Below are 26176 nucleotides of genomic sequence, written 5' to 3' on the forward strand. Positions count from 1 at the left end.
CCGAATCTTTTCATCAAGATTCGGCTTACTTTTTTGTTGTGTGAATTTTAAATATTACCAACGCTTAAAATTTATTCTCCACTTCTGCAGCTTGTAACATTAGATAATGTAAGTCGGTATTTTTTACGAAAGGTTTTAAGAGTTCACTTCCCGGACCAAACATAGCCAGTTCAACATAATCTCCAGAGTGATCCATACTGATCCAGCCTACGGAATTTATTTTTCCCTGCATTTCTGAGAAAGCTTTATAGGGCAGCTTTTTATAATTGTACAATCCATCTTCTTTGTGTAATCCGTCATAGTAGCCTAATACATATTTGGCATCTTCATCTGAAACTGAGTGCCCATTTGCTTTTTCAATAATTTCTTTTACCTGCGCAACGGAAGACTGCGGTTTGATCTGATTCAGAATCCATTCGTTAGTCTGCGTATATTTCTGAATACTGTCGAAATTGTCATTGGCATTTTTTCCGTAAATGATTCCAGGGTTAGCATTTCCGTGATCTGTGGTAATAATTACTAATGTTTCTTTGTCTTTTTCAGCAAATTCTATGGCAACTTTTACCGCTTCATCAAATTCAATCTGATCGTTAATCAGACCTGCAATATCATTACCATGTGCTGCCCAGTCAACCTTTCCACTTTCAATTTGCAAAACAAAACCATTTTTATGCCCTTTCATTCTGTCGATTGCTTTTTGGGACATTTCGGCAAGACTCGGAACAGTGGTTTTTAATTTTTCATCACTGTTTCTGTCCACATAATACGGAAGTCCGTCATCTGCAAATACACCCAGAACAGGTTTTGAATTTGATGCAGCCTCCATTTCCGCTTTTGTTTTTACAACCTGATATCCTTTTGCTGTATAAGCGGCGTACATATCTTTTTTGTCCTTTCTTAATTCTGGACTGAAATAATTGGCTCCGCCTCCCATCATGATATCAAAACCTAATTCCAGATACTGTTCAGCAATATCTTCCTGAGCGTTTCTGCTTTTACTGTTGACACAAAAACCTGCCGGAGTTGCATGTGTAATAGGAACTGTAGTCACACAACCCGCCATTTTCCCGGCTTTTTTAAATTTTTGCCAGATTGGTAAATGCGGTTCTCCTTGTGGACTCACGTTCAAAACGCCATTATTGACACGAAAACCGCCTCCCCAAGAAGAACTTGCAGCAGAAGAATCAGTTACTATGGAACTCGCAGAAGCGGTGTCCATCAAAGCTCTTGAAACCTTGTTGTCTTTATATAATTGTATCCAGTTAGAACCTTTGCCATTTTTTCTGTTCAGAAACAAATCGGTCATATTAAGTGTACCGGTACTCATACCGTCACTAACCAGCAAAATGATATTTTTTGCCTTTTTATTTTTATTTGCAGCGTCTAAATCTAAAACATTTGCAGAACCCTCAAACGGATTGAGAATTGCGGCTCCTATCGTAAACAATGAGCCATTTCTAAAGAACTTCCTTCTATTCATTATAACTTTATTTAAGCGTTTTCAAAGGTAGGGAAATTGATTCAGTTACAAATTATCATTGCGTTATGATTACTTTAGAGGTATAAAAAAACCGACAACAATTTTACTAAAAAATGTTATCGGCTTTATATTCTTACAGAAATAAATTAAGGTTTAAATTTCAATGGCAAATGCACTACCTTTTTGGTTTCAAAAAACTCATCTTCAAAAATTGTAGCTAAATCATATAAAGTAGCTTTTGGAAAGTCTTTTAATTCCTCGGTCAAATCTCCTCCTTTTAAATACAAGATTCCATTTTTTAAAGTATGCTTGTGCTGTTTTTTGATTTTATCATGGATCCATGAAACGAAATCCGGCATATTGGTTACGGCACGGCTTACTATAAAATCGAAATCCCCCTTTACCAATTCGGCACGTTTTTGCTCTGCTTTTACATTTTTTAATTCCAAAGCATCTACCACTCCCTGAACCACCTTTATTTTTTTTGCAATTACATCAATTAAATAAAAACGGGTTTCAGGAAAAAGAATCGCCAGCGGAATTCCCGGAAAACCACCTCCTGTTCCAACATCTAAAACAGTTGCTCCGGGTTCAAATTTCATGATTTTCGCAATTCCAAGAGAATGTAAAATATGTTTTGTATATAACGAATCAATATCTTTTCTTGAAATAACATTAATTTTTTCATTCCAGTCGTGATATAAAAAGTCTAATTTTCGAAACTGTTCGATTTGAATGTCGGTCAAATCCGGAAAATATTTCAATATCTCATCCATTGCTCTAATTTTTTAACAAAAGTACTACTTTACGATTGAAATATTTAACTCAATTTTGCAAATTGAAAATTTATAATAATTACCTTTGACAACTATTTAAAATTAATATGAATAATACCGCTCCAACTTTTGCAAGACAAGACAATCTGAAGTTTTTCAGAACGCTTAACTCTCGGGTAAACAATTATTTCAAAGAAAATAATATCCAAAAAACAGGAAACTGGAAGCTGCATTTAAAAGCTGTTATTCTATTCGCTGTTTTTTTAACTCCCTACTTTTTAATTCTTACGCTTGAAATGCCTTTTTGGCTCATGCTTCTTTTATCAATAGTAATGGGTATCGGAATGGCTGGTGTTGGAATGAACGTCATGCACGATGGGAATCACGGTTCTTACTCTGATAAAGGCTGGATCAACAAACTAATGGGCGGTACCATTTATGTTTTGGCAGGAAATGTGTATAACTGGCAGGTTCAGCACAACGTTTTACACCATACTTATACCAATATTCCCGGACATGATGAAGATCTGGATGCAGGAAGAATCATTCGTTTTACAAAACACGCTGAATGGCATAGTTTTCACCGTTTTCAGCATTATTATTCTGTTTTCTTATACGGTTTACTGACTTTCAACTGGGCTATTACTACTGATTTTAAGCAAATGCGCAATTATCTGAAAAGAAAATTATCCTATGGTGAACCCAAAAGCCCTAAAATTCTCTGGACCACATTAATCATAACAAAAATCATTTATGTATCAATCTGGATTGTATTGCCAATCGTAATTGGAATTACATGGTGGAAAGTTGTTCTTGGATTTTTTGTAATGCATTATACAACAGGATTAATCCTGAGCATTGTGTTTCAACTCGCACATGTTGTTGAACATACAACGAATCCGGAACCGAATGAATTAGGTGAAATGGACAATACCTGGGCCATTCACCAATTATATACCACTACTAATTTTGCACCAAAAAATGCACTTGTAAACTGGTACACCGGCGGATTAAACCACCAGATCGAACATCATATTTTTCCACATATCAGCCACATCCATTATGGTAAAATTGCAAAAATAGTAAAAGAGACAGCAAAAGAATGTAATTTACCATATTACGAATACAAAACCATGAGAAGTGCTGTTATTGCCCACTTTAAACATTTACGCGACTTAGGAATGAAGCCTGAATTTTCAGTATAAAACTAAAATCTATTAATAATAACCTCTCTTAAAAAAACAGCAAATTAAGAGCAATTAAATTTTTTATAATGAACCATATTCTTTCAGACAGAATCAACAATTTAGCTACTTCGCAGACTTTAGCGATGGCTGCATTAGCCCGTGAGCTAAAAGCACAAGGAAAAGACATTATCAGTTTAAGTTTAGGTGAGCCTGATTTCAATACGCCTGATTTTATTAAAGAAGCTGCAAAAAAAGCAATCGACGATAATTACAGTACATATTCTCCTGTTGACGGATATCAGGACTTAAAAGAAGCTATCTGCAGAAAATTCAAAAGAGACAATGGTCTAGAGTACAAACCATCTCAAATTGTAGTTTCAACCGGAGCAAAACAATCATTATACAACATTGCTCAGGTAATGTTAAACGATGGTGACGAGGTAATCCTGCCTGCACCATACTGGGTTTCTTATTTCGAAATCGTAAAACTTTCTGGCGGAGTTCCTGTTGAAGTGCCAACTTCTGTAGAAACAGATTTCAAAATTACACCAGAACAATTAGAAGCTGCAATCACACCAAAAACAAAAATGATGTGGTTCTCTTCTCCTTGTAATCCTTCAGGATCTGTTTACAGCAGAGAAGAATTAACAGCGCTTGCAAAAGTTTTAGAAAAACACCCAAATATTTACGTAGTTGCCGATGAAATTTATGAGCACATCAATTTCTCAGGAACGTTCTGTAGTATCGGTTCAATTCCGGGAATGTTAGAAAAAACAATTACTGTAAACGGTGTTGCAAAAGCATTTGCCATGACAGGATACAGAATTGGATATATTGGTGCTCCGGAATTTATCGCAAAAGCGTGTACAAAAATTCAGGGACAAGTAACGTCTGGAGCAAACTCTGTAGCACAAAGAGCTACCATTACTGCAGTAGATGCTGACCCTAGTGTATTAAACGAAATGGTTCAGGCTTTTCACGGACGCAGAGATTTAGTAGTTGGATTATTAAAAGAGATTCCAGGAGTAAAAATCAATGTTCCGGAAGGTGCATTTTACGTTTTCCCTGATGTTTCTTCTTTCTTTGGAAAAACATTAAAAGGACACGAAATTAAAGATGCAAACGATGTTTCAATGTATCTTTTAGCAGAAGCAAACGTGGCAACAGTAACCGGAGATGCTTTCGGAAATCCAAACTGCATTCGTTTCTCTTATGCAACAAGCAACGATATTTTAACAGAAGCATTACGCAGAATCAAAGAAGCTTTGACTGTATAAACATATTATAAATAAAATTGCAAAAGGGTGTTTTCTTTCGAAAGCACCCTTTTTATTTAATCTATTAAAAGAGCCGCAATGGCTTTAGCTATCGATGTTGGGGAGTTGCAATCGCAATTACTTAATCCAATTACATAAATCTGCTGAGAAGGTTCGTAAACTCCCATCGACTTAAAACCAAAAATACTCCCACCGTGATCATGCACCACTCTATTTTTAATTTTTTCAATATGCCATCCATAACCGTAATTTATTTGCTGCCCATTATTTAAAGAATAATTAATGAAAGCTTTTTCAGTAAAAGAAGCGCTTAGCAATTTATGATTATTTATGGCATCCTGCCATTTCAGCATATCGTCAACATTAGACATTATCGAGCCCGAAGCATACGGAATAGAAAAACTAATATAATTGGCATTTACATAATTACCTTTCCCTCGATATCCTGAAACTCTATTCTTAACGATTTTATCATGACTGGCATAAAATGTATTGTGCATGCCGGCTTTTTGAAAAATATGCTGGGAAATAAATTCTTCATAAGACTGGCCTGAAACTTTTTCAATAATATATCCCAAAAGCACATAACCAGAATTGCAATATTTATAGTGTTCTCCAGGCTTAAAATCCATGGGTTCGTTCTTAAAAAAATCTACCAGTTCTTTTGGAGATAAATCTTCTCTGGCAATATTCTTAATAGATTTCATACTAGTAAAATCTTTAATTCCCGAAGTATGCGTAAGCAGATGATGTATCGTAATCACATTTCCCTGCGTTGGATAATCTGGAATAAATTTCGTGATTTGATCATCAAGCTTAAGCTTTCCCTGTTCTGCTAATATTAAAATAGAAACTGCTGTAAACTGTTTGGTCATCGATCCTATTTCAAAAACAAATTCGGGTTCCATCTTTACATTCATCTCTAAATCTGCCATTCCAAAAGCTTTTTTATAAACAACTTTTCCTTTTTTAACAGCAAGAAACACTGCGCCAGGGTTTTCAGATTTAAACGAGGCAGGAATTAAACTGTCTATTTTCGTTTCTAAACTTTGAGCAAATCCAGTCTGAAAAATTGAAAGAAGAATCAAAAAATTGAAAATTGTTTTCATGTCGTGTGTGATTAATGATTGATTAGAACTTTGACGACACAATCCTTATTCTGGTTACAACTTGAGTCTTGAATGAAATTTTCTTTAAACTTTCAAAATTCCCATTTGTAAATATTATAAAATCAGAATACAATCCTGTAAGAATAAACATCTTATAAGTTTTGATATTTGTAATATATAAATTTTAAAAATCACACGTCATGATACATACAGATGAAACCACAAAAGAAGCAGTTAAAACTTTAGAAGGATTAATTTCAATTCTTGAAGACGGGAAACTGGGCTATACCAATGCAGCTGAACATGTAGAAAATCCTGCAATGAAAACCGAGTTTCTTGAATTCGCACGTGAAAGAGCCTTATTTATTGTAGAATTACAAGACGAAATCAACAAACTCGGAAAATCTACAGACACATCAGGCGGCGGACCATTAGGAGCGCTTCACCGAACATGGATTGACATTAAATCCTCTTTTACAGGCGGAGATACAGAAGCAATAATCAACGCATGTGTTACCGGAGAAGAGGCTGCCATCGAAAAATACAAAAAAGCACTGGAAGAAAACCATCTTGACTACAATCAGGTTAACATTGTTTCAAAACAATTAAACAGTATTCAAAATACTTTGTCATTAATTAAAATGAAAGCGAATTAATCAATCGATCGATTCATGCTTTTTTTTGAAACTGCCTCGTCTTCGGATTGGGTGGTTTTTTTGTTTATTTTTAAGACCATCCTCAAATTGAAAATAGGTATATATTTTTATACTTTTGACTTCAATCAAAAAATCAATCATACATGAGATATATTTTTTTACTTTAATAATTTTTCTTTTATTAACCAACTGTGTAAAAAAGGAATTAAAAAATATTAATATTAAATTCTCATCAAAAGAAGCTTTTGATTCCGGCTATTTAAAAAGAAATGAAAGTAAAACTGCAGAATTAATTACATCTAAAAAAACAAAAAAGGGAATTGAAATCATAGTTGAAAAATATGAAACAGGAGGCCTAAAATATTATGGAAATGCAAAAGTAATTAATGACACTTTATTTCTTTACTATTGGATTAAAACAGATCCAATGGATATATCAGCAGTATTAATCCCAAAAAGATTTAAATACGAAATCAGAAATGTATCCTATAAACAAATACAATTTGAAAACTTAGTAAATAAATTTAAAAACAAGGCAGAATAAAATATCAACTCTTACTATATTAAGTTAACAATTTCAAAAAAACTGCTCCAACGTTAGTAATCTCAAATATTTTATAAGACCTTTGCACACTTTTTTTCGTGAATACCACAAAAGCTAAAGTTTTAGAAATGAAGAAGAAAATAGAAATATTAGCTCCAGCCAGAGATTTAATTGGCGGAATGGCAGCTATTAACAGCGGTGCAGATGCAGTATATATTGGAGCGCCGCAATTCGGAGCCCGATCTAATGCGAATAACTCAATTGAAGATGTTGCGGCATTGGTAAAATACGCACACTTATTTAACGCTCAGGTTTTTGTGGTAATAAATACCATTTTGTACGACAATGAATTAGAAACGTGTCGTGCCATGATTTGGGAATTATACGATATTGGTGTTGATGCCCTAATTATTCAGGATATGGCGATTATGGAAATGGATCTGCCTCCTATCGTACTTCACGCCAGTACACAAGCCAATAATCGTGACAAAGACAAAATAAAATTCCTTAAAGATGCCGGAATCAAACGTGTGGTTTTAGCACGTGAACTGAACCTGCATCAAATTAAAGAAATCTACGATCATGCAGATGTTGAACTGGAATTTTTCGTGACTGGCGCCTTATGTGTGTCCTTTAGCGGAAACTGCTACATGAGCGTAGCCAACGGAGAACGTAGCGCCAACCGTGGTTCGTGCGCCCAAAACTGCCGTTTACCGTATAACTTGATCGACGGAAACGGAGAAACTTTAATCAAAAACAGTCACCTGCTTTCGATTAAAGATTTAGACGTTTCAGATCAGATTCCGAATCTGATTGAAGCCGGAATTGTTTCTTTCAAAATCGAAGGCCGTCTTAAAGATGTGGCTTACGTTAAAAACAACGTTTCCTATTTACGCCAAAAATTAGACCTTTATTTAGAAGGAAGTGACAAATACACCAAAGCGTCTTCTGGAAAATGCACCTATACTTTCGATTCTACTTTAAGCAGAACGTTCAACCGTGGTTATACGGATTATTTTGTTAATGACAGACATAACAGCATTGGTTCCTGGGAAAGTCCAAAATCAAAAGGGCAATATATCGGTAAATTAATCCGGACTATTGGAGACGCTTACGAAATCGAAAACGGCGAATTGCTAAACAATGGTGACGGACTTTGTTTCATCAACGAAAATAACGAAGCGGATGGAATTTATGTAAACAAAGCCGAAAACGGAAAAGTATATCCAAACGTTCTGAAAGAAATCAAAGACGGAACTTTTATTTACCGTAACAACGATACTGCTTTCATAAAAATCGTTGAAAGAGAAGACAGTGCAATCCGTAAAATCGGAACAACTTTATTGCTTACCGAAAACGAAAATGGTTTTGAGTTAATCGCAACCGACGAAGACGGAAACGTGAGCACTGTAAAATTAGAGCATGCAAAAGAGCCGACTAAAACCGGCGAATCAATTGAAGAAAACATTAAAGTTCAATTGGCAAAAACAGGTTTCACACCTTACAGCGCCGATGAAATCAATATAATGTTCTCTCAAAACTGGTTCCTTCCTATTTCAAAAATCAACGAAATGCGAAGAAATGTTTTAGAACAATTATCAGAAATTCGTCTGGCGAATTATAAACGTGAAGAACACCAATTGGTAAAAACGTCACATCCTTATCCGGAAACCAAACTGGATTTTATGTATAACGTTTCAAACAAAACAGCTCGTAAATTTTACGAACGTCACGGTGTTACCGAAATCGAAAAAGCATTCGAATTACAATGGGATCCAGGAAAATCACGTGTAATGACAACTAAATATTGCATCAAATACGAATTAAAAAAATGTCCAATACACCAAAAAGACATTGTAGGTGTCAAGGTAAAGGAGCCATTAGTATTGAAACAAGGCGAACTAGAATACAAATTAAAATTCAACTGCAAGCCCTGCGAAATGGAAATCTGGGAAAAAGATGCTGAATTTGAGATTGAAGAGGATCATTTTCATTAAAATATAAAACCGACACTTTTTAAGTATCGGTTTTTTTTATCTATATCATGTTCCACATTTTGAAATTAACTAGTTTCTTAATTTAAAAATTACGTATCTTAGCGATTCATTTTAGATGAATATACGTAAAAAATCAGAATCAAAATTAAGTAGAATATGGGGGATATTATTCGGGTTGTATTAGCAGACGATCATGTTTTTGTAAGAGACGGAATCAAATCTTTACTTGAAAATGAAGCAAACATAGAAGTTGTAGGAGAGGCAATAGATGGTGCCGATGCTCTTGAAGTCGTTACTGCTACCAAACCCGATTTACTTATAGTAGATATTCGTATGCCTAATTTAACTGGTATCGAAGTAGTAGAAAAACTTAGAAATGATCATAATGCTGTAAAAATCATTATGCTTTCGATGCATGAATCGGAGGAATATGTCTTAAAATCTATAAAAGCTGGCGCAGACGGCTATTTATTGAAAGGTTCCAGTAAAGATGAATTCATGAAAGCATTGCATACAGTAGCCAATGGCGGAAAATATTTCAGCGGAGATATCTCTTCTATTTTAATTAGCCAGTTGACCAATACTTCTCTTTCAACAGAACCAAAACAAAATCTGGGCGAAGAAATGATGATTACCAAAAGAGAGAAAGAAATCTTAACACTTTTATTATCAGGAAAAGGCAATAAAGAAATTGCGGAAGCATTAGATATTAGTAAACGTACCGCAGAAGTACACCGTTTTAACCTAATGAAAAAATTAAAGGTTAAAAACTTAATGGAATTATCCAATAAAGCAGCTGAATATTCTTTACTATAACAATTACGTATAAATACGTAATTATTATAGATAAAACTGCGTTTTCGCAGTTTTCAAATACGTTAAAGTACTTATTTTTACAAAAAAAATATAAGTACTATAACAAATACAAATTCACTATCCCAATCGCATAAGATTTTATTTTTAAATACTTTGGCATTTACCGTGTGTTTTGCATGCTGGACCTTAAATGGCGTTTTAGTAACCTTTTTGGTAGATAATGGTATCTTTAACTGGAGCGTTGTTCAGGTTGGATGGCTACTTGGAATTCCCATTCTTACGGGCTCTGTGATGCGTTTACCAATAGGAATCCTAACGGATAAATATGGTGGTAAATATGTGTTTTCATTACTGCTATTACTTTGTTCTGTGCCGCTATTTTTATTGCCTTTAGCAGATAGTTTTACCATGTTTGCCGTATTAAGTTTCTTTTTCGGACTCGTAGGGACTAGTTTTGCTGTTGGGATAGGATTTACTTCTATATGGTATCCAAAAGAATGGCAGGGTCGTGCATTAGGAATCTTCGGAATGGGAAATGCCGGTGCTGCTATAACTACCTTTTTAGCTCCTTCCCTATTAAATCATTTTTCGACAGATGATCCTCAAAACGGCTGGAAAATTCTTCCGGTAATTTATGCCGTTGCATTAGTCGTTATAGGAATCGCATTTTTATTATTTACAAAAAATAAAAAAGTAGAAAACAATACCAAATCAGTTTCTCAAATGCTCGGATCTTTGAAATCTGGCCGTGTCTGGCGTTTCGGAGCCTATTACTTTTTAGTCTTCGGTTGTTTTGTAGCTTACTCACAATGGCTGCTGCCAAATTTCATGAACGTCTATCAGACTAGTCTGGTTATGGGAGGACTGTTTGCCACAATGTTTAGTTTGCCGTCAGGTGTAATCAGAGCTTTTGGAGGTTATTTATCAGATAAATACGGTGCCAGAAAAGTAATATACTGGGTATTGAGCTCTTCAGTCGTTTTAAGTGCTTTATTAATGGTTCCGAAAATGGAAATTACGACAACAGGACCTGGAGTTCTGGCTACCAGAAAAGGAACAATTACTTCTGTTACAGACCAGAATGTTAAAATTGGAGATACTAATTTTCCCATCGCACAAAGAAAAGAAAACACTGCTGAAAATGCTATTTTTCCAACCAGTATATCATGGCAGCAGGTTGTAGTAGAACAAAATCAGCCCGTAAAGAAAAAAGAATTGCTTGCCAAAGGAATTACAGTTATTAAATTTGATGCCAATATGTGGGTTTTCTTAGTCCTGGTAATTTTAATTGGAATTTCATGGGGGATAGGAAAAGCAGCTGTTTACAAACATATTCCGGAATATTTCCCTACAGAAGTTGGTGTAGTTGGCGGAATGGTAGGGATGATTGGCGGTTTAGGCGGTTTCTTTGGACCAATCATTTTTGGATATTTATTAACAGCAACCGGAATCTGGTCAAGTTCATGGATTTTTATTCTGGTTTTTTCTATTGTTTGCCTGGTCTGGATGCATTATACCATTACTAAAATCATGAACGAAAAACAGCCCGTTTTGTCAAAAGTAATAGACCGAAAATAATTTTTAATTATTTGGCTAAATTGTTCTATTTTTTCTTTAAAAACAAAGTTTAAAAAGAGTGTCTGATTAACTTTCAGAAACTCTTTTTTGTATAATATTTGGTAATGAATGATGTTGATTTACAAAACAATATTGAATCTAAAAACATTTACAGCCTCTTATTCTTTACTTGTGAAAAACAAAAATATAGAATATGATATTTTTTCCTAATAAAATAAACATTTCTTCGAAATTAACTTACATATTTTTATCGTTTTCCTAATTTCTAAAGATGATGTTTTTTTTTCGTTCACAACACATCATTATATACCATAATTAGTTATATTTGAGATGATTATGAACCCCAAATTCTATCCAAATGATACCATTTTTAAAATTATCCATGTTAACCTTTTTTGTAACTCAAACTGGTATTGCCGAAAAATTCAATGATGATTTAATTTCAAAAAATTCAGAAATTAATTTTTCCAGAACACAAAAAAGAGGAATTAAAAAAAACAACATTGTTTATTATGTTGAAAATGATCTGCAAACAATATCTGCTTACAAAAGAAGCAAGCTTAAATGGCAGACAAATGTAATTTCTGTTTGCGGAAAACCAAAAAATGGAAATCCGGAAATACGCTATATTGGCTATAATGCGGATAAACTGCTTATCGTTATGGGAAAACACAACTTTGCAGAAATTGACATACATAACGGCACAACCAAATTTATTGGTTAAGATTATAAACCATAACTAAATAATACATAACCCAAAGAGCTTTTGATTGATTTCAGAAGCTCTTTTTATTTTAAATATGTCTCTTGAAAAGATAGTATGTTTGGGATTTGTTGTTAAGGATCTAAAAAAGAGAAGTGATTAGTTTTTAGTGGAAAAAAAACTGATTTGAGCGCAGGAATAATCTTGTTTTTTATATATTTTCGCACAGAAATAATTAAGAAAAGTAATATTGTTAATTGATTTAAGCGCAAAAATAAATTATAATGAAAAAACAGATTTTAATAAGTTTGATTGTCCTTAGTTCAGGCTTGAACATTAATGCTCAATGGAATGGTACAAATCCTATCTCAACTACATCAAATGTAGGAATTGGAACAGGTTATAATGGAGTTGGAAATATTATACCAGTAGAGAAACTCACAATAGGAGAAATGGGAGGGAATTTTGCAGTTCAAGATAGAAGAACTTCAACAACAGAAAAGTATTCAAGTGGCTATAAATTTTATGATTATTACGGAGAGGCCGCCTCAATTTTACTTGAGCATAATGCTTATTTTGGAGGTAATCCACGTGCATTGAAATTTTTAGTTAATGAGGCTGAAAGAGTTAGGATTAATTCAAATGGTAGTGTAGGTATTGGGACAAGTAACCCTACAGCAAAATTACATATCAATAATGGAGATGATTCTTATGGAACTATTCTTGCAAATGCTACTGAATCTCCTTTTTCTTTGTATGCAAAATCACTAACTACACAGCCATTTGCCGAATCTTTCAGGTTAGGATTGAAATATGACTATACAGAAACCAATGGTTTTATTTCATTTTATAGAGGAGGAAGTATTTCTGGAGGTTTTTTGGGTTTCTCTACAAATGGTCAGGAAAGGATTCGTATTTCAGATGTAGGCAACGTTGGGATTGGGACTACAAATCCAGACCAAAAACTAACCGTAAATGGAACTATTCACTCTAAAGAAGTCATTGTAGATACTAGTATCGCACCTGATTATGTTTTTCAAAAATATTATACAGGCAGATCTGAATTAAAATCAGATTATGTATTTCCAACACTTTCCGAAATTGAAGATTTTACTAAAAACAACAATCACTTGCCTGGTGTGCCTTCTGCAAGAGAAATGCAGGAAAAAGGAATTTCTTTAGCAGAAATATCTACTATTTTACTTCAAAAAATAGAAGAATTAACACTTTATACTATTGAACAGCAAAAAGAACTGAAGCGTTTAAGAGCAGAAAACGAACAATATAAATCATTAGCTGAAAGATTAGCAGCAATTGAAAAAGAATTGAAAAAGAATTGAAAAAATAGCATATGAAAAAATATCTACTCTTACTTTTTTTAGGTTTTACAATTTTTAGCATAGCACAAAAGCAGAATTATATTTTTTGAGGCTTTCAGCAAAAAGCACATTGGATATATCTCTAACAATGATAACGCAAGCGGTTCAAAATATAGAATCTCTATTTTCAACTGAAGAAATTAACTGACTTTACTGGTTATGAAATCATTGAAATGAAGGAAAAATAAATCCAATTAATCAAGGTTCTATAACGCAAGAGGCTCCGTGATTCAAATTATAGGCAAAAAATAATTTTTAAAAAATGAATTGAATTTGGCAGGAATGTACTTTCTAATATTTCAGTTAGTGATGCTTTTAAAATGTTAATAAAAAATATTAATTTGTTAAAAAACAATGATTTCAAATCTAAATCATAATTTTTTAATTCATATTTTAGTCAATAAATACTATCTACCACCAACAGCCTGAAGATTTAGAGGATGTTTCTCATTTTGCATTAACCATATTTTGAATTAAAGAGTATCAAACTTAAACAAATTATATAATGGCAAAATCAAAAACGATCGTATTACTACACGGTATGTTCGTGAATAATAACATCTGGTCTGAATGGGAAACTTATTTTCATGAAAAAGGTTTCAATGTTTATGCACCGCCCATCTCAGGTCATGAGGGAGATCCCTACAGACTTCGAAAAACTCTTCATCCTGAACTTGTTGAAACAGGTTTTGTTGATGTCGTAAACAAAATGGCAAGATTTATGGATAGATTACCTGAAAAGCCACTTGTTATCGGGCATTCGATGGCGGGTATGGCAGTGCAAAAACTGCTTGACCTGGGCAAAGTAGATGCTGCGGTAAGTATTAATGGTGCACCTCCCAAAAATGTTCTTCCCCCGTTTTCAACTATAAAAATCGTATGGCCTGCAGTAAATTTCTTTTCCAGAAGAAAGTATTATCTAGGAACCAGAGACTGGTATAATCGTGCATTTTTCAATACGCTTCAAAAATCTGAACAAAATAAAGCATATGATTTAATAGCTGTACCGGAAAGCAGAAAAATTGGAAGAGAAACACTCCTGAAGTCTTTTGCAAATGTAGATTTTAAAAAACCTCATCAGCCGATTTTGTTTATCGGAGGAGGAAAAGACAATATATTTCCTCCTGATTTGACTAAAAAGACTGCTGGTAAATACAAAGATCCTGACAGTATAGTAGATGTAAAGATTTTTGATGAAAAAAGCCATTTTATCTGTGGCGAAAAAGGCTGGGAAGAAGTGGCAGATTATATTTTAAACTGGTATTCTAATTTATAGTAATATCTAAACAAAATAGAGACGCAAACCAGTGCGTCTCTACCATACAAATTAACTAAACTTAAAAATTAATTCTGATATTTCATCCCCATATCTTCAATAGAGAATTTATCCGTTAATAAATGAAGTAATTTATCTCTTAAGGCGATATATTCCGGCATTTTTACAATTTCAATTTTGTTCCTTGGTCTTGGCAGATTTACTTCAACAATTTCGCGAATGGTAGAAGCCGGACCATTATTCAGAACCACAATTCTATCGGATAAAAACAGTGCCTCTTCGATATCATGCGTGATCATCACAATCGTTTTTTCGCGGTTATTCAGATTCCATAATTTTAAAACTTCCAGTTGCATAGATCCTTTCGTAAGAGCATCCAAAGCACCGAATGGTTCGTCCAGGAGCAATACGCCGGGATTAATGGCGAATGCCCTTGCAATGGCAACACGTTGTTTCATTCCGCCCGAAAGCTGTCCAGGTAATTTGTCTTTGTGCTGATATAGATTCACCATTTTCAGGTTCTGAATCACAATTTCGTGTTTCTCCTTTTTAGAAATACGCATTACAGAATCAACAGCCTGAAAAATATTTTCTTCAACAGTCAGCCATGGCAAAAGGGAGTAGTTTTGAAAAACGATGCCGCGATCCGGTCCAGGACCTTTTATTTTTTGATTAGCTAATTCAACAGATCCTCCGGTTGGAGTGAGCATGCCGCCAATAGCATTCATAATCGTTGATTTCCCACAGCCCGAATGCCCGATAATGGAGATAATTTCTCCTTTTTGAATTGATAAATTAATATCCCGAACGGCTATATATTTCCCTTTTGGAGTTGGGAATGATATTTCTAAATTTTTTATTTCTAAGTAGCTCATATTTTAAGTTTTAAGTTTCTGAGAATCTAAGTTTTTTTTGGAAGCAGAAACATTATGGTTTTTAAGACAATTCGTCCCGCTATCCGTTGCAATCTTATTTGCAGAACCCCTGCAAACAAGGATTTCCACTGCTATCGGGGCTAATGATCAGCATTAGTTTTTTTAGTTTGTAATTTGCTGAGGGTTTCCAAAAACTCAGAACCTTAGCACCTCAGCATCTTAGAAACTTTTTTAAGCTTTATAAGCCACTTTACTTTCAATGAAAGTGAATAATTTATCGAAAAGAAGTCCCACAATTCCGATAATAATAATGGCCGAAATTACTTTTTCCAAACTCAGGGCATTCCAGCTGTCCCACACAAAAAATCCGATTCCAGCTCCGCCCGAAAGCATCTCTCCTGCAACTATAACCAGCCAGGCCACACTGATACTTAAACGCAATCCGGTAATAATATGAGGCAGACTATACGGAATCAAAATTTTGGTTAAATAACGCATTTTTGAGAATCCGAAAGCTTTTGCCACATTTTTGTGATCCTGCGGAATTGAAGCTATCCCGAAAGACGTATTGATTAAAGTGGACCACAATGATGTGATGAAAACGATAAAAATGGTTGCCATTCCGGTATCTTTAAAAACCACCAGGCCAATTGGAAACCAGGCTAAAGGCGAAACCGGTTTTAAAAGCTGTACAATTGGATAGAAAATTTGTTTGCAGATGTTGCTTGCTCCCATTAAAATTCCAATTGGAATTGCTATTAAAGATCCTAATAAAAATCCGGACAAAACGGTTTTTATGGAGTTGAATAACTGCAATCCGATTCCTTTATCATTTGGTCCGTAATCATAAAATGGATCACTCAGCATTTCTTTCAAAACAGTAAAAGTAGCCAAAGGCCCAGGAAGAGCATCTTGGGTATAAATGCTGAGCAAAGTCCAGAAGCCTATAAAAACCAAGACTCCGATTCCGGCTAATCCAGTTGATTTAAATTTTTCAGCAAGCTGACTGATCAGCAATTTAAATTTATCATTTTTTACAGCATCAGGCATAACATTAGAAGTTAGAACTTCGGCCTGACCGCTAATATCACTTAGTATTAATGTATCTTTATCTGACATGGCGTTGTAATCTAAGGTTGAAATTGTTTTCTAGAAAGTTAATTTTACCACAGATTAGAATGATCCTCAAGAGCTTCAGACTGGTTTGAATAAACAATCTTTTCTATCATTAAATCTGTGGTTTAGATAAGCTTAGTAAGGACTTTATTTTTTTACTACTTTTAAATATCCTGCTGGATTTGAAGGGTCAAAAACCGTTTTATCCATAGTTAAAGAAAAAGGCTTCATATCATCATTAGGCACTTTTACTTTCATGCTTTTGGCTACTTCTTCGTATAAATCCTGTAATATTAATTTGTCTGCAATCGCTTTATAATTAGGTGCTTCTTTTAGCATTCCGAAACGTACAAATTGTGCCATTGCCCAGATTGCGTGTGATTTACGAGGGTAATTTACAGCTCCGCCTTTGTGAAACAGCATATAATCTTTAGCATACACCTGAGTTCCCTGATTACATCCTAAATCATAATTACCCATCAATCGGTTTTCGATAACATCGGCAGGGGCGTTTACATAAGGTGCTCTTCCTATTATTCCGGCTGCTTTTTTACGGTTGGCAGGATTGTCTAACCAGATACAGGCTTCTAAAACTGCTTTCATTACTTTTACAAGATCTGTTCTGCGTTTTTCACTAAATTCTTTGTTTACAACCAAAGCTTTTTCAGGATGGTCTTTCCAAATATCCTGAGAGGCCACTTGTGTGAAACCAATTCCCTGTTTTACCGCAACTCCTCCCCAAGGCTCTCCAACACAAAATCCGTCCATATTACCAACTTTCATATTGGCTACCATCTGTGGAGGCGGGATTGTAATAATTTTTGAAGTTTTCTGATTGACTCCTGCAATTGCCATCCAGTTACGCAGCCACAAATCGTGTGTTCCTCCCGGAAAAGTCATGGCAAAGGTTACTTCTTTTTCGGCCTTCAACTTTGCTGCTACAACCGGCGCTACCTTATTCATTTGTTTAAAGCCTACCTTTCCGCAAAAATCTTTAGAAAGTGAAATTGCCTGACCATTTACGTTCAGCATCATGGCAATCTTCATTTCAGAACCTGCTTTTCCTCCTACCCCAGTGTAAACCGAAAAAGGCATTGAATAAAGACAGTGCGCTCCGTCTAATTCTCCGGTTAAAATTTTGTCACGAACATTTGCCCATGAAGATTCTTTCGTTACTACGACTTCTACACCGTATTTTTTGAATAATCCCAATTCTTTTGCCATAACAATTGGCGAGCAGTCTGTTAGTGGTATAAATCCAAGTTTCACAGGATCGTTCTGTGCCGTCATTTCCGTAAAGGAAGTTATAAATACTACCAACAAAGTCAGTACCGTTTTGGTATATGTGTTTATTTTTTTCATTTTGAACAGATTTAAAAGTTATTCTAATTATTTTTTCGCAAGGAAATTTGGTTTGATATTTAGCATGATGTAAGCAAATTGTGGCGTTAAATCGGCGTTAGCCACATTTTTTACTGCTGCAGATGCCATTGAATTAGTGGCTTTCATAATAGAATACCCTCCTTCGATATTGATCATTTTGGTTAGATTATATTTTACAGTTAAATCTAATTCGGTACCCAGATAAGAACTTAATTCACCGCCTGCACCATTAGATAATGTATTCGCCGCTTCAAATCCGTGTACATCCAGAGCGAAAGTCAGATTGTCTTTGGCATTGTATTTTATTTTAAAGAAATAATTCAGTAACCCCTGCTTTCCAAATCCGTTTGCTGTATAAAAATAATCCATGCTCCCCCAGAATTTATGCGGTGTACCGTACAATGGGTCGAAACGGTTGTTTTTAGAATCTGCAGTTACAGTTTTTGTCCCGTCATCACCTGATAAGTAGTCAACTCCAGGACCTACAAATAATTTTCTTCCAATTTGATACGTTGAGGTAATAGAGAATAAATTAGCATTTAAAGATCTTCCGTCTTTATCGTGACCTCCCTGATAGTAGTAGCTCCCCATAAAATTTAATTTTCGGGTTGCATTTACATTGTAATAGATTCCGGTAGTATTTCTGCTCCAAACACCTTCTCCATTTACTTTTGTAGTTACGGGAGGTGTTCCGGCTGTTACGTTGGTATATTTATTAAAATCATCTTTAAAGAATAGAAAAGACAAATCACCAAAGAAGAATTTTTTACCTATGTAAGCATACTGAAACGATTTATACATAGTTCCGATTCCGTTTGTTCCTGCACCATATGCCGGGTTTGTACCGTTATAAATTGTTCCTGTATTCAGCTCTTTATTTTGGTTAAAGGCTGCCCCAATATCTGCAATCCAGCCTTTGTTGGCGTATTTAAGGATAATCGCATCATGGCGTCTCGCCTGCTGTAACCAGTCTAAAGCTCCTAAAACTTTTTGGTCATCATAAGAAATCTCCTGACGTCCTGCTTTTACAGATAAATTCTGAATCGTACTTAGTGTATCTACCAAAGAAATTTCAGCCCAGGCTTCGTGAAGTAAAATTCCGTTATTAGCCTCGGTAGTCGTTCTGTTAATGGATGAAGCATCCTGTCCCCAAACACGAACATCTTGTAATGTCGTGAAAAGTTTAAAACGATATCCTGAATATCCTGCTGATAATCGTGTTCTCTGGCTGGTAAAAATTGCTGCTTTGTCGCCGTCTTGTTGTAAAGTTGCTTGTCCTGCACGAACTTCTACACGATTTCTTATCTGACCTGTAAGTGTCAATTGTGCTTGGGCATCGTATTGAGAAAAACCTATAATCGCAAATCCTAATAAAATTGATTTCGAAAGTTTTGTATTAAAAAAGTGTTCTTTCTTTAATATTTGCGTGGTTGTTTTAAAGTTGGTTAATTGAAACATAATAAGTTGTTTTGATTAGTATGAAACAAACTTACATACGTATTAATACTTAAGTATTATGCTTTTCCCATATAAAAACCTCTTTTTTTAGCTGAAAATAACGTCTTGTTATCAATTTATTTACTGCGTTATCGCAGAAATTTTAAATTACCGCTAATGAAATAAGGCTTTTAACCATACTTATTTTCAAGATTACAATCATATTAAAAGCAAAGCCGGGCTATAAAGTAACTAAAAAGTAATACTAATTTTAAGTCTTTTAGCCTCTAAAAGCTAAAGTAATTCAAAAATATACTTAGAATATGTGGTAGTATTTTGTTGGTAATACTAGAAAATACGTATTATTACTAAACAAGAAGCTTTTGGAAGATTTGAGCCTTAGAAATATTTGTGTTCCATGATTTCAGAGTGGAGCTTAGAAGGAGATAATATGCCGATTCTTTTACCGACTGTTTTGATAAGGGCTTCTTTTTTAAGGCTTGAAAGTATGCGTATAGCCTGTTCCTCAGTGGTTCCGGCAAAGTCTGCGATTTCTTTTCGGGATAATTCAATTTCGATCAGGCCATTATTATTCTGACCAAATTTTTTATGAATATACAGCAGCAAATCAATTACGCGTTCACGTACATTCATATGGGCAATTTTTCGAATGTTATTTTCACTTTTATTTAATTCATCGGCATAAAACAACATCAGGGCGTACGTAAACTCAGGAACATTTTTAAGGATGTCCAACATCGTTTCATTACTGAAATTACACAAAACTGTATCTTCCAGAGCATAAGCACCAATCAGATAACGCTTACTGGTTCCAAAGCCACGAAATCCGATAGTATCTCCGTTTTTAGTCAAGCGAACAATCTGTTCACGTCCGTTTATACCCGTTTTTACTGTTTTTACTTTACCTTTACAAATAAAATAAAGTCCCTGAAGAGGAGCACCTTCAATAATAAACTGATGCGATTTTTTACAGACAAAACTGTGCTTTTTTGAAACATACTCCTTCATCTGCTCCAAATGCAGGTGTTTTTTTATAAAACAGTTCTCGTTTGCACAGGTATCACAAATGGCGAATTCTTCTTTCATGGGATAGTTTTTTTTAGTCCTTAGTGATTAGTACTTAGTAATTAGTCCTTCGTGATTAGTGAAAAACAATCTTTATTGATCTCAATTAAACATCAGGTAAGGTTCTTTGCCATCAACTTCAATTTATTCAGTTTCATTCTTTAATCTCAGACTAAAGGCCTTTAGTACATCACTAGTTAACTAATTACTCATCATTATTAGTACTTGATTCAAAAATAGAAAAATAAATTGACAAAATAAGTATTAATACGTAAAAATACTTATTTTTGTATCACTTTAAATAAGTGCTTTACACTAAATCTTATTAAGAGATCATAATTGTAGTATTTAAAAATAACCGGATGCAAAACACAAAAATCAAAACTACTTGTTCCTATTGTGGCGTTGGCTGCGGAATTATCGTTACAAACGATCCGAAAAATGGTGTAATGGTTGAAGGAGACAAAGACCATCCTGTAAACAAAGGTATGCTTTGCTCGAAAGGAAGAAACCTACATTATGTAGTTAATGATACTTCAGACAGGATTTTATATCCTCAAATGCGAGGAAACAAATCGTATCCTTTAGAGCGTGTAAGCTGGGATACTGCTATTGATCGTGCTGCAGCTGTTTTTTCTTCTATCATAAAAAAACACGGACCTGATAGTGTTGGTTTCTATATTTCAGGACAGTGTTTAACCGAAGAATATTATTTAGTAAATAAATTAGTAAAAGGTTTTTTAAAGACTAATAATATCGATACCAATTCCAGGCTTTGTATGAGTTCCGCCGTCGTTGGGTATAAAAAAACATTTGGTGAGGATTCTGTGCCCATTGCTTACGACGATATTGAACTGGCCGATACCTTTTTAATTACAGGGGCAAATCCTGCATGGTGTCATCCTATTTTGTTTAGAAGACTGGAAAAACACAAAGAAAATAATCCAAAAGTAAAAATCATTGTAGTAGATCCAAGAAGGACGGATACTGCCGCTTTTGCCGATTTGCATTTGCAGATTCTTCCGGGTTCCGATATTATTTTATATCATGCGATGGCAAAACGCATCATCGAAAAAGGATACGTTGATCACGATTTTGTTAAGAATCATGCTGAAAATTTTAAACAATATAAAGATTTAGTTTTAGGAACTTCATTGGAAAAAGCCTCAAAACTATGCGGGATTTCAGTTAACGATATTAAGCTGGCTGCTGATACCATCGGAAAAGCAAAAGGGTTTATTTCGTTATGGGCAATGGGATTAAATCAAAGTGTTGTTGGGGTTGATAAAAATACGGCTTTACTGAATTTATCTCTTTTAACGGGTCAGGTTGGTAAACCGGGTTCAGGACCTTTTTCACTAACAGGACAACCGAATGCAATGGGCGGAAGAGAAGTCGGCGGAATGGCGACTTTACTCGCAGCCCACAAAGACATTGCAAATCCGGAACACAGAAAAGAAGTGGCTGATTTTTGGGGTGTTGACTCGATATCTGATAAACCCGGCTTAACTGCAACAGAAATGTTTGAAGCACTGGAATCAGGCAAAATGAAAGCCGTTTGGATCATCTGCACCAATCCGTTAGTAAGTTTGCCTGACTCCCGTCGCGTTGAAAAAGCACTGCAAAATGCGAAATTTGTTGTCGTTCAGGATATTTCGCATAATGCAGATACGGCAAAGTATGCCGATTTGTTATTACCCGCAGCTGGCTGGCTGGAAAAAGACGGCACAATGACCAACTCTGAACGCCGTATTTCCTATTTACCAAAAGGAATAAATGCTCCGGGTGAGGCACTTCCTGATATTGAAATTTTAATTCGTTTTGCTAAAAAGATGAACTTTAATGGCTTCAATTTTAATAATGCTGAAGAAGTCTATAAAGAGCATTGCGCACTGACCAAAAACACCAACATTGATATTTCATTCTTAAATTATAACCGGTTAAAAACTGAAGGTACTTTTCAATGGCCGGTTCCGGATTACGGACACCCTGGAACACCCCGCCTTTTTACGGATAAAAAATTCTACACGCCGTCTCAAAAAGCGATTTTTAATTTACCCGCTTCTATTGAAAATACGTCAGAACTGCCAACACCTCAATTCCCTTTTATCCTTACTACAGGAAGGGTTCGCGACCAATGGCATACCATGACAAAAACGGGAAAAGTATCACGTTTGATGACGCATACACCAAGTCCTGTGCTTGAAATAAACCCAATTGATGCTTTTAAATCAGACATTAAAGACGGCGATATCGTAACAGTAACCAGTAAAAACGGAGAAGTTCGTGTAAAAGCAAAAGTGACAGATTCAATTAAAGAAAAAGTCGTTTTCCTCCCGATGCACTGGGGGAAACAGCTTGAAAATGATCTGAACAGAACGAATAACCTAACCAATACATTAATTGACCCGGTTTCGAAAGAACCTGATTTTAAATTCACTACGGTTGCCATTACCAAATATGTAAAACCTTTTCAGAAAATTGCCATTGTGGGAGCGGGTGCCGCGGCTTTCCGTTTCATACAAAATTATCGCGAATTCAATTCTACAGATGAAATCATTGTTTTTTCTAATGAACTCAATCCGTTTTACAATCGTGTATTGCTTCCGGAATATATGACCGGAGAATTCAGCTGGGAGCAATTATTAAAGGTGAAAGACGGTGAAGCATTAAATAAACTGAAAATTACCATGAACGCCGGTGTAGCAGTTGGTAAAATTAATGCTGCCGAAAAAAACATAATCGATAGTAATGGAAACAGACATTTTTATGATTCATTAATTCTGGCTACCGGAAGCCGTCCTTTTATACCAGAAAATGCGCAATTACATTTGCCGGGACGTTTTACCGTGAGGCGAAAAGAAGATGCCGATCGTTTAAAAAAACACCTTGACGATACAAATCTGCCTCCTGAGGAACAACATGTAGTGATTGTTGGCGGTGGTTTGTTAGGACTAGAATTAGCTGCTGCATTAAAACATAAAAAAGTAAAAATCACCATAATTCAAAGGGCTTCACGTTTGATGGAACGTCAGCTGGATCGTGTTTCAAGCAAACTATTAGCAGAGGAAGTCCAACTTCGTGATATCCAGATTTATTTTGATAATGAAGTGAGTACTGTTTTTGAAACGGATAACGATAACGAACTTGAAATAGCACTGAAAAGTGGACGTATCCTTACTGCAAATGCTATTGTATATACGATTGGAACCATTCCGAATATCGAAATTGCAAGAGAAACGGGACTTTCATGTGGTCGCGGTGTAAAAGTAAATCAGTATTTACAATCATCAAATCCGGATATTTATGCGATTGGAGAAATAGCCGAATTCAACAATCAGTTATTCGGAATCACATCTGCAGCTGAAGAGCAGGCCGATATTCTGGCTAACTTTCTGGCGGGAGACATTAGTAGTTACTACAAAGGTTCTGTACTAATGAATATTCTGAAACTGGAAGATATTAATTTGTGCAGCATTGGTCAGGTTGAAATTCCGGAAAACGATGATTCGTATGAAGAAATTGTTTTCTCAGATCTGAAACAGCGTTATTACAAAAAGTGTATCGTCAAAAATGACTTATTGGTAGGTGCGATTTTAATGGGCGACAAAAACGAGTTTGCCGAATTCAAAACCATGATTGAAAGCAAAACCGAATTGTCTGAGAAACGAAATTTATTGCTTAGAGGAAGTTCAAATGCCAAACCTGTCCTCGGAAAATTAGTTTGCTCCTGCAGTCAGGTGGGAGCCGGAAACATCGAAGAAACAATTAAGGGAGGCGTAAATAATTTTACGGATTTATGTAAAAATACCGGAGCCGGATTAGGATGCGGAAGCTGTAAAACAGAAGTTAAAGAGATTTTAGCAAAATGTAAGGTTTAGTTTCTTTTGTTTCAGGTTTCACGTTTCAGGTTGTTGGAACGAAATAAAACCTGAAACTAAAAAAACTTGAAACTTGAAACAAAATTAAAGATATGGAATTAACGAGATTAATAGTAAAAGGAGGCGTTATTTCGCCGGGAGAACTTAGAGAAGTGGTCAATATGGCTGCAGATCAGGGTTTAGATTCGATTTCATTTGGCTCAAGACAGGATATTATTTTTCCAAAAGGTTTTAAAGCTTTGGAAAAAGAAAAAATGGGGAAACATCATTTTGTTTTTCCCGATGAAAAAAGCGGAAATAACATCGTTTCATCTTATGTTTCTACAGATATTTTCAGAAATACCAACTGGCTTACAGGTAATAAGTTTTTATATATTTTAGAGCAGTTTAAAGACCAGCCCAAGCTTAAAGTAAACATCAACGACCCTAAGCAACAGCTGGTTCCGTTGTTTACCGGCCACCTTAATTTTATTGCTTCAGAGCATGAAGATTACTGGTTTTTATATATCCGTTTGCCGAAATGGAATCGAATGGAAGTATATCCGGTGTTAATTTACAGCTGGGATATTGCAACATTTTACTACGAAATTGAACGTATTGTTACTACCGAAGAATCCTGCGGAATCGACTTAATTTTTAGTCTGGTTACCGAAGCTTTGGACACCAATAACAGAACAATTGACAAACCGTTGAATGTTCCTTTTTACCCTTTTCCGTATTACGAAGGCATGAACCGAATGGGCATCGATCAGTACTGGCTTGGTTTGTACTGGAGAAACAATCTTTACGATTTGGATTTCCTGAAAGAAATGTGCGATTTGTGTTTTGACTGCAAAATCGGTAAAATATGTATCACGCCATGGAAATCCTTTATCATAAAAGGAATTCCAAAAGAACGAAAACTGGAATGGGAAAAGTTTTTAGGAAAAAAAGGAATCAATGTCCGTCATTCACTTTTAGAACTCAACTGGCATTTGCCGGTAGCAATGGAATGGGCACTGAACCTTAAAACCTTTTTGGTCCGAACACTGGATCAGTTTGATATCAGTACCTACGGATTAAACTTCGGAATATCTGAATACAACCGTGATGGTCATTATTTCACTTCGATTGTAATCGAAAAAAATGAATTACCTAAAGATCTGGAGTCGATTAAAATACGTGATACTTACAATGTTTTATTTGCAAAGAATTTCGACCCAAATACAAGAGAATACATTGTGCACTCTCAGGATATTGACAAGCTGGAACTGCCGACCATTTTGATTGAACTAAGCCGAAAATACTTTGAAGAACTAGGGAATTCAACTCCGGAAACAACCGAAAAGAATCAGAAAAAAGAAAAACCACAATTGGATATCTACCAATGCCAGGAATGCCTTTCACTTTACAATCCGGAGTACGGAGATGAAAGTCAAAACATTCCAAAAGGCATTTTATTTACGGATTTAGCCGAAACCTATTGCTGCTCCTTATGTGAAGCACCAAAAAGCAATTTCAGGATTTTGGAAGCTGTAACCATTTAATTTTTTTTGAACCATATAAGTGATATAAAAAAATTTAAGCTCTTTTTTACATTGAGCGAAGTCGAAATGCTCGTAAAAACAGATTATAAACCAA

At 35.1% G+C, this 26176-nt stretch carries 20 protein-coding genes; 12 read left to right on the forward strand and 8 right to left on the reverse strand.

Translation table 11 applies throughout. The features are described from left to right. Nucleotides 1-64: 64 nt before the first annotated feature. Together ACNC7R_RS18155 and rsmG are read right to left on the reverse strand one after the other, a co-directional pair. Nucleotides 65-1480 (reverse strand): alkaline phosphatase, encoded by a 1416-nt coding sequence (locus tag ACNC7R_RS18155; RefSeq protein ID WP_417942434.1) that lies wholly within the window; start codon nucleotides 1478-1480, stop codon nucleotides 65-67. Nucleotides 1481-1626: 146 nt separating this feature from the next. Further along, nucleotides 1627-2256: a 16S rRNA (guanine(527)-N(7))-methyltransferase RsmG gene (gene rsmG, locus ACNC7R_RS18160; protein ID WP_417942435.1), complete on the reverse strand. Its 630-nt coding sequence runs from the start codon at nucleotides 2254-2256 to the stop codon at nucleotides 1627-1629. Nucleotides 2257-2363: 107 nt separating this feature from the next. Between rsmG and ACNC7R_RS18165 the strand changes: the two genes are divergently transcribed. Next, nucleotides 2364-3461: a fatty acid desaturase family protein gene (locus tag ACNC7R_RS18165; RefSeq protein ID WP_417942436.1), complete on the forward strand. Its 1098-nt coding sequence runs from the start codon at nucleotides 2364-2366 to the stop codon at nucleotides 3459-3461. Nucleotides 3462-3529: 68 nt separating this feature from the next. Further along, complete coding sequence (locus tag ACNC7R_RS18170) at nucleotides 3530-4720, forward strand: pyridoxal phosphate-dependent aminotransferase (RefSeq protein WP_417942438.1); 1191 nt, start codon at nucleotides 3530-3532, stop codon at nucleotides 4718-4720. A 56-nt stretch (nucleotides 4721-4776) separates the two neighbouring features. Here the strand turns inward: ACNC7R_RS18170 and ACNC7R_RS18175 are convergent, their stop codons facing one another. Further along, nucleotides 4777-5829 carry a serine hydrolase domain-containing protein gene (locus tag ACNC7R_RS18175; protein WP_417942439.1) on the reverse strand — a complete coding sequence of 351 codons (1053 nt, stop codon included), beginning with the start codon at nucleotides 5827-5829 and terminating at the stop codon, nucleotides 4777-4779. A 200-nt stretch (nucleotides 5830-6029) separates the two neighbouring features. Here ACNC7R_RS18175 and ACNC7R_RS18180 point away from each other — a divergent pair, with 200 nt between their 5' ends. The 8 genes from ACNC7R_RS18180 (at nucleotide 6030) to ACNC7R_RS18215 (ending at nucleotide 14778) form a co-directional block, all read left to right on the forward strand. After that, nucleotides 6030-6485 carry a ferritin-like domain-containing protein gene (locus tag ACNC7R_RS18180; protein ID WP_417942440.1) on the forward strand — a complete coding sequence of 152 codons (456 nt, stop codon included), beginning with the start codon at nucleotides 6030-6032 and terminating at the stop codon, nucleotides 6483-6485. A 115-nt stretch (nucleotides 6486-6600) separates the two neighbouring features. Then, complete coding sequence (locus ACNC7R_RS18185) at nucleotides 6601-7029, forward strand: hypothetical protein (RefSeq protein ID WP_417942441.1); 429 nt, start codon at nucleotides 6601-6603, stop codon at nucleotides 7027-7029. Between the two features lie 128 nt (nucleotides 7030-7157). Further along, entirely contained in the window at nucleotides 7158-9026 is a 1869-nt protein-coding gene (locus ACNC7R_RS18190) for a peptidase U32 family protein (RefSeq protein WP_417942442.1), read from the forward strand. A 156-nt stretch (nucleotides 9027-9182) separates the two neighbouring features. Then, a complete protein-coding gene (locus ACNC7R_RS18195) occupies nucleotides 9183-9842 on the forward strand; it encodes a response regulator (protein ID WP_417942443.1) in 660 nt (219 codons plus the stop codon). A gap of 99 nt (nucleotides 9843-9941) precedes the next feature. Beyond that, nucleotides 9942-11420: an MFS transporter gene (locus tag ACNC7R_RS18200; protein WP_417943193.1), complete on the forward strand. Its 1479-nt coding sequence runs from the start codon at nucleotides 9942-9944 to the stop codon at nucleotides 11418-11420. Nucleotides 11421-11778: 358 nt separating this feature from the next. Further along, the gene (locus ACNC7R_RS18205; protein ID WP_417942444.1) at nucleotides 11779-12144 is read left to right on the forward strand and encodes a hypothetical protein; all 366 of its coding nucleotides are present in this window, start codon (nucleotides 11779-11781) and stop codon (nucleotides 12142-12144) included. Nucleotides 12145-12407: 263 nt separating this feature from the next. After that, complete coding sequence (locus tag ACNC7R_RS18210; protein ID WP_417942446.1) at nucleotides 12408-13463, forward strand: hypothetical protein; 1056 nt, start codon at nucleotides 12408-12410, stop codon at nucleotides 13461-13463. A 544-nt stretch (nucleotides 13464-14007) separates the two neighbouring features. Further along, nucleotides 14008-14778 (forward strand): alpha/beta hydrolase, encoded by a 771-nt coding sequence (locus ACNC7R_RS18215; protein WP_417942447.1) that lies wholly within the window; start codon nucleotides 14008-14010, stop codon nucleotides 14776-14778. 68 nt (nucleotides 14779-14846) lie between these two features. Here the strand turns inward: ACNC7R_RS18215 and ACNC7R_RS18220 are convergent, their stop codons facing one another. From ACNC7R_RS18220 to ACNC7R_RS18240, 5 genes are all read right to left on the reverse strand, one after another. Continuing rightward, a complete protein-coding gene (locus ACNC7R_RS18220) occupies nucleotides 14847-15653 on the reverse strand; it encodes an ABC transporter ATP-binding protein (RefSeq protein WP_417942449.1) in 807 nt (268 codons plus the stop codon). Between the two features lie 231 nt (nucleotides 15654-15884). After that, nucleotides 15885-16772 (reverse strand): nitrate ABC transporter permease, encoded by an 888-nt coding sequence (ntrB, locus tag ACNC7R_RS18225; protein WP_417942451.1) that lies wholly within the window; start codon nucleotides 16770-16772, stop codon nucleotides 15885-15887. Nucleotides 16773-16916: 144 nt separating this feature from the next. Next, nucleotides 16917-18131 carry a CmpA/NrtA family ABC transporter substrate-binding protein gene (locus tag ACNC7R_RS18230; protein ID WP_417942453.1) on the reverse strand — a complete coding sequence of 405 codons (1215 nt, stop codon included), beginning with the start codon at nucleotides 18129-18131 and terminating at the stop codon, nucleotides 16917-16919. A 27-nt stretch (nucleotides 18132-18158) separates the two neighbouring features. Further along, entirely contained in the window at nucleotides 18159-19610 is a 1452-nt protein-coding gene (locus tag ACNC7R_RS18235; RefSeq protein ID WP_417942455.1) for an alginate export family protein, read from the reverse strand. 378 nt (nucleotides 19611-19988) lie between these two features. After that, a complete protein-coding gene (locus ACNC7R_RS18240; protein ID WP_417942456.1) occupies nucleotides 19989-20696 on the reverse strand; it encodes a Crp/Fnr family transcriptional regulator in 708 nt (235 codons plus the stop codon). A 341-nt stretch (nucleotides 20697-21037) separates the two neighbouring features. Between ACNC7R_RS18240 and ACNC7R_RS18245 the strand changes: the two genes are divergently transcribed. Further along, a complete protein-coding gene (locus ACNC7R_RS18245; protein ID WP_417942457.1) occupies nucleotides 21038-24556 on the forward strand; it encodes a molybdopterin-dependent oxidoreductase in 3519 nt (1172 codons plus the stop codon). Nucleotides 24557-24648: 92 nt separating this feature from the next. Then, nucleotides 24649-26082 carry a rubredoxin gene (locus ACNC7R_RS18250; RefSeq protein ID WP_417942458.1) on the forward strand — a complete coding sequence of 478 codons (1434 nt, stop codon included), beginning with the start codon at nucleotides 24649-24651 and terminating at the stop codon, nucleotides 26080-26082. The last annotated feature ends 94 nt before the right edge of the window (nucleotides 26083-26176 follow it).

Origin of the sequence: Flavobacterium adiutor (assembly GCF_048282555.1) — a bacterium.
In the GTDB taxonomy this organism is placed as follows: domain Bacteria; phylum Bacteroidota; class Bacteroidia; order Flavobacteriales; family Flavobacteriaceae; genus Flavobacterium.

Coding starts and splice junctions, on each gene's coding strand:
- ACNC7R_RS18155 (WP_417942434.1), bottom strand. CDS start 1,480: ATGAATAGAAGGAAGTTCTTTAGAAATGGCTCATTGTTTACGATAGGA.
- rsmG (WP_417942435.1), bottom strand. CDS start 2,256: ATGGATGAGATATTGAAATATTTTCCGGATTTGACCGACATTCAAATC.
- ACNC7R_RS18165 (WP_417942436.1), top strand. CDS start 2,364: ATGAATAATACCGCTCCAACTTTTGCAAGACAAGACAATCTGAAGTTT.
- ACNC7R_RS18170 (WP_417942438.1), top strand. CDS start 3,530: ATGAACCATATTCTTTCAGACAGAATCAACAATTTAGCTACTTCGCAG.
- ACNC7R_RS18175 (WP_417942439.1), bottom strand. CDS start 5,829: ATGAAAACAATTTTCAATTTTTTGATTCTTCTTTCAATTTTTCAGACT.
- ACNC7R_RS18180 (WP_417942440.1), top strand. CDS start 6,030: ATGATACATACAGATGAAACCACAAAAGAAGCAGTTAAAACTTTAGAA.
- ACNC7R_RS18190 (WP_417942442.1), top strand. CDS start 7,158: ATGAAGAAGAAAATAGAAATATTAGCTCCAGCCAGAGATTTAATTGGC.
- ACNC7R_RS18195 (WP_417942443.1), top strand. CDS start 9,183: ATGGGGGATATTATTCGGGTTGTATTAGCAGACGATCATGTTTTTGTA.
- ACNC7R_RS18205 (WP_417942444.1), top strand. CDS start 11,779: ATGATACCATTTTTAAAATTATCCATGTTAACCTTTTTTGTAACTCAA.
- ACNC7R_RS18210 (WP_417942446.1), top strand. CDS start 12,408: ATGAAAAAACAGATTTTAATAAGTTTGATTGTCCTTAGTTCAGGCTTG.
- ACNC7R_RS18215 (WP_417942447.1), top strand. CDS start 14,008: ATGGCAAAATCAAAAACGATCGTATTACTACACGGTATGTTCGTGAAT.
- ACNC7R_RS18220 (WP_417942449.1), bottom strand. CDS start 15,653: ATGAGCTACTTAGAAATAAAAAATTTAGAAATATCATTCCCAACTCCA.
- ntrB (WP_417942451.1), bottom strand. CDS start 16,772: ATGTCAGATAAAGATACATTAATACTAAGTGATATTAGCGGTCAGGCC.
- ACNC7R_RS18230 (WP_417942453.1), bottom strand. CDS start 18,131: ATGAAAAAAATAAACACATATACCAAAACGGTACTGACTTTGTTGGTA.
- ACNC7R_RS18235 (WP_417942455.1), bottom strand. CDS start 19,610: ATGTTTCAATTAACCAACTTTAAAACAACCACGCAAATATTAAAGAAA.
- ACNC7R_RS18240 (WP_417942456.1), bottom strand. CDS start 20,696: ATGAAAGAAGAATTCGCCATTTGTGATACCTGTGCAAACGAGAACTGT.
- ACNC7R_RS18245 (WP_417942457.1), top strand. CDS start 21,038: ATGCAAAACACAAAAATCAAAACTACTTGTTCCTATTGTGGCGTTGGC.
- ACNC7R_RS18250 (WP_417942458.1), top strand. CDS start 24,649: ATGGAATTAACGAGATTAATAGTAAAAGGAGGCGTTATTTCGCCGGGA.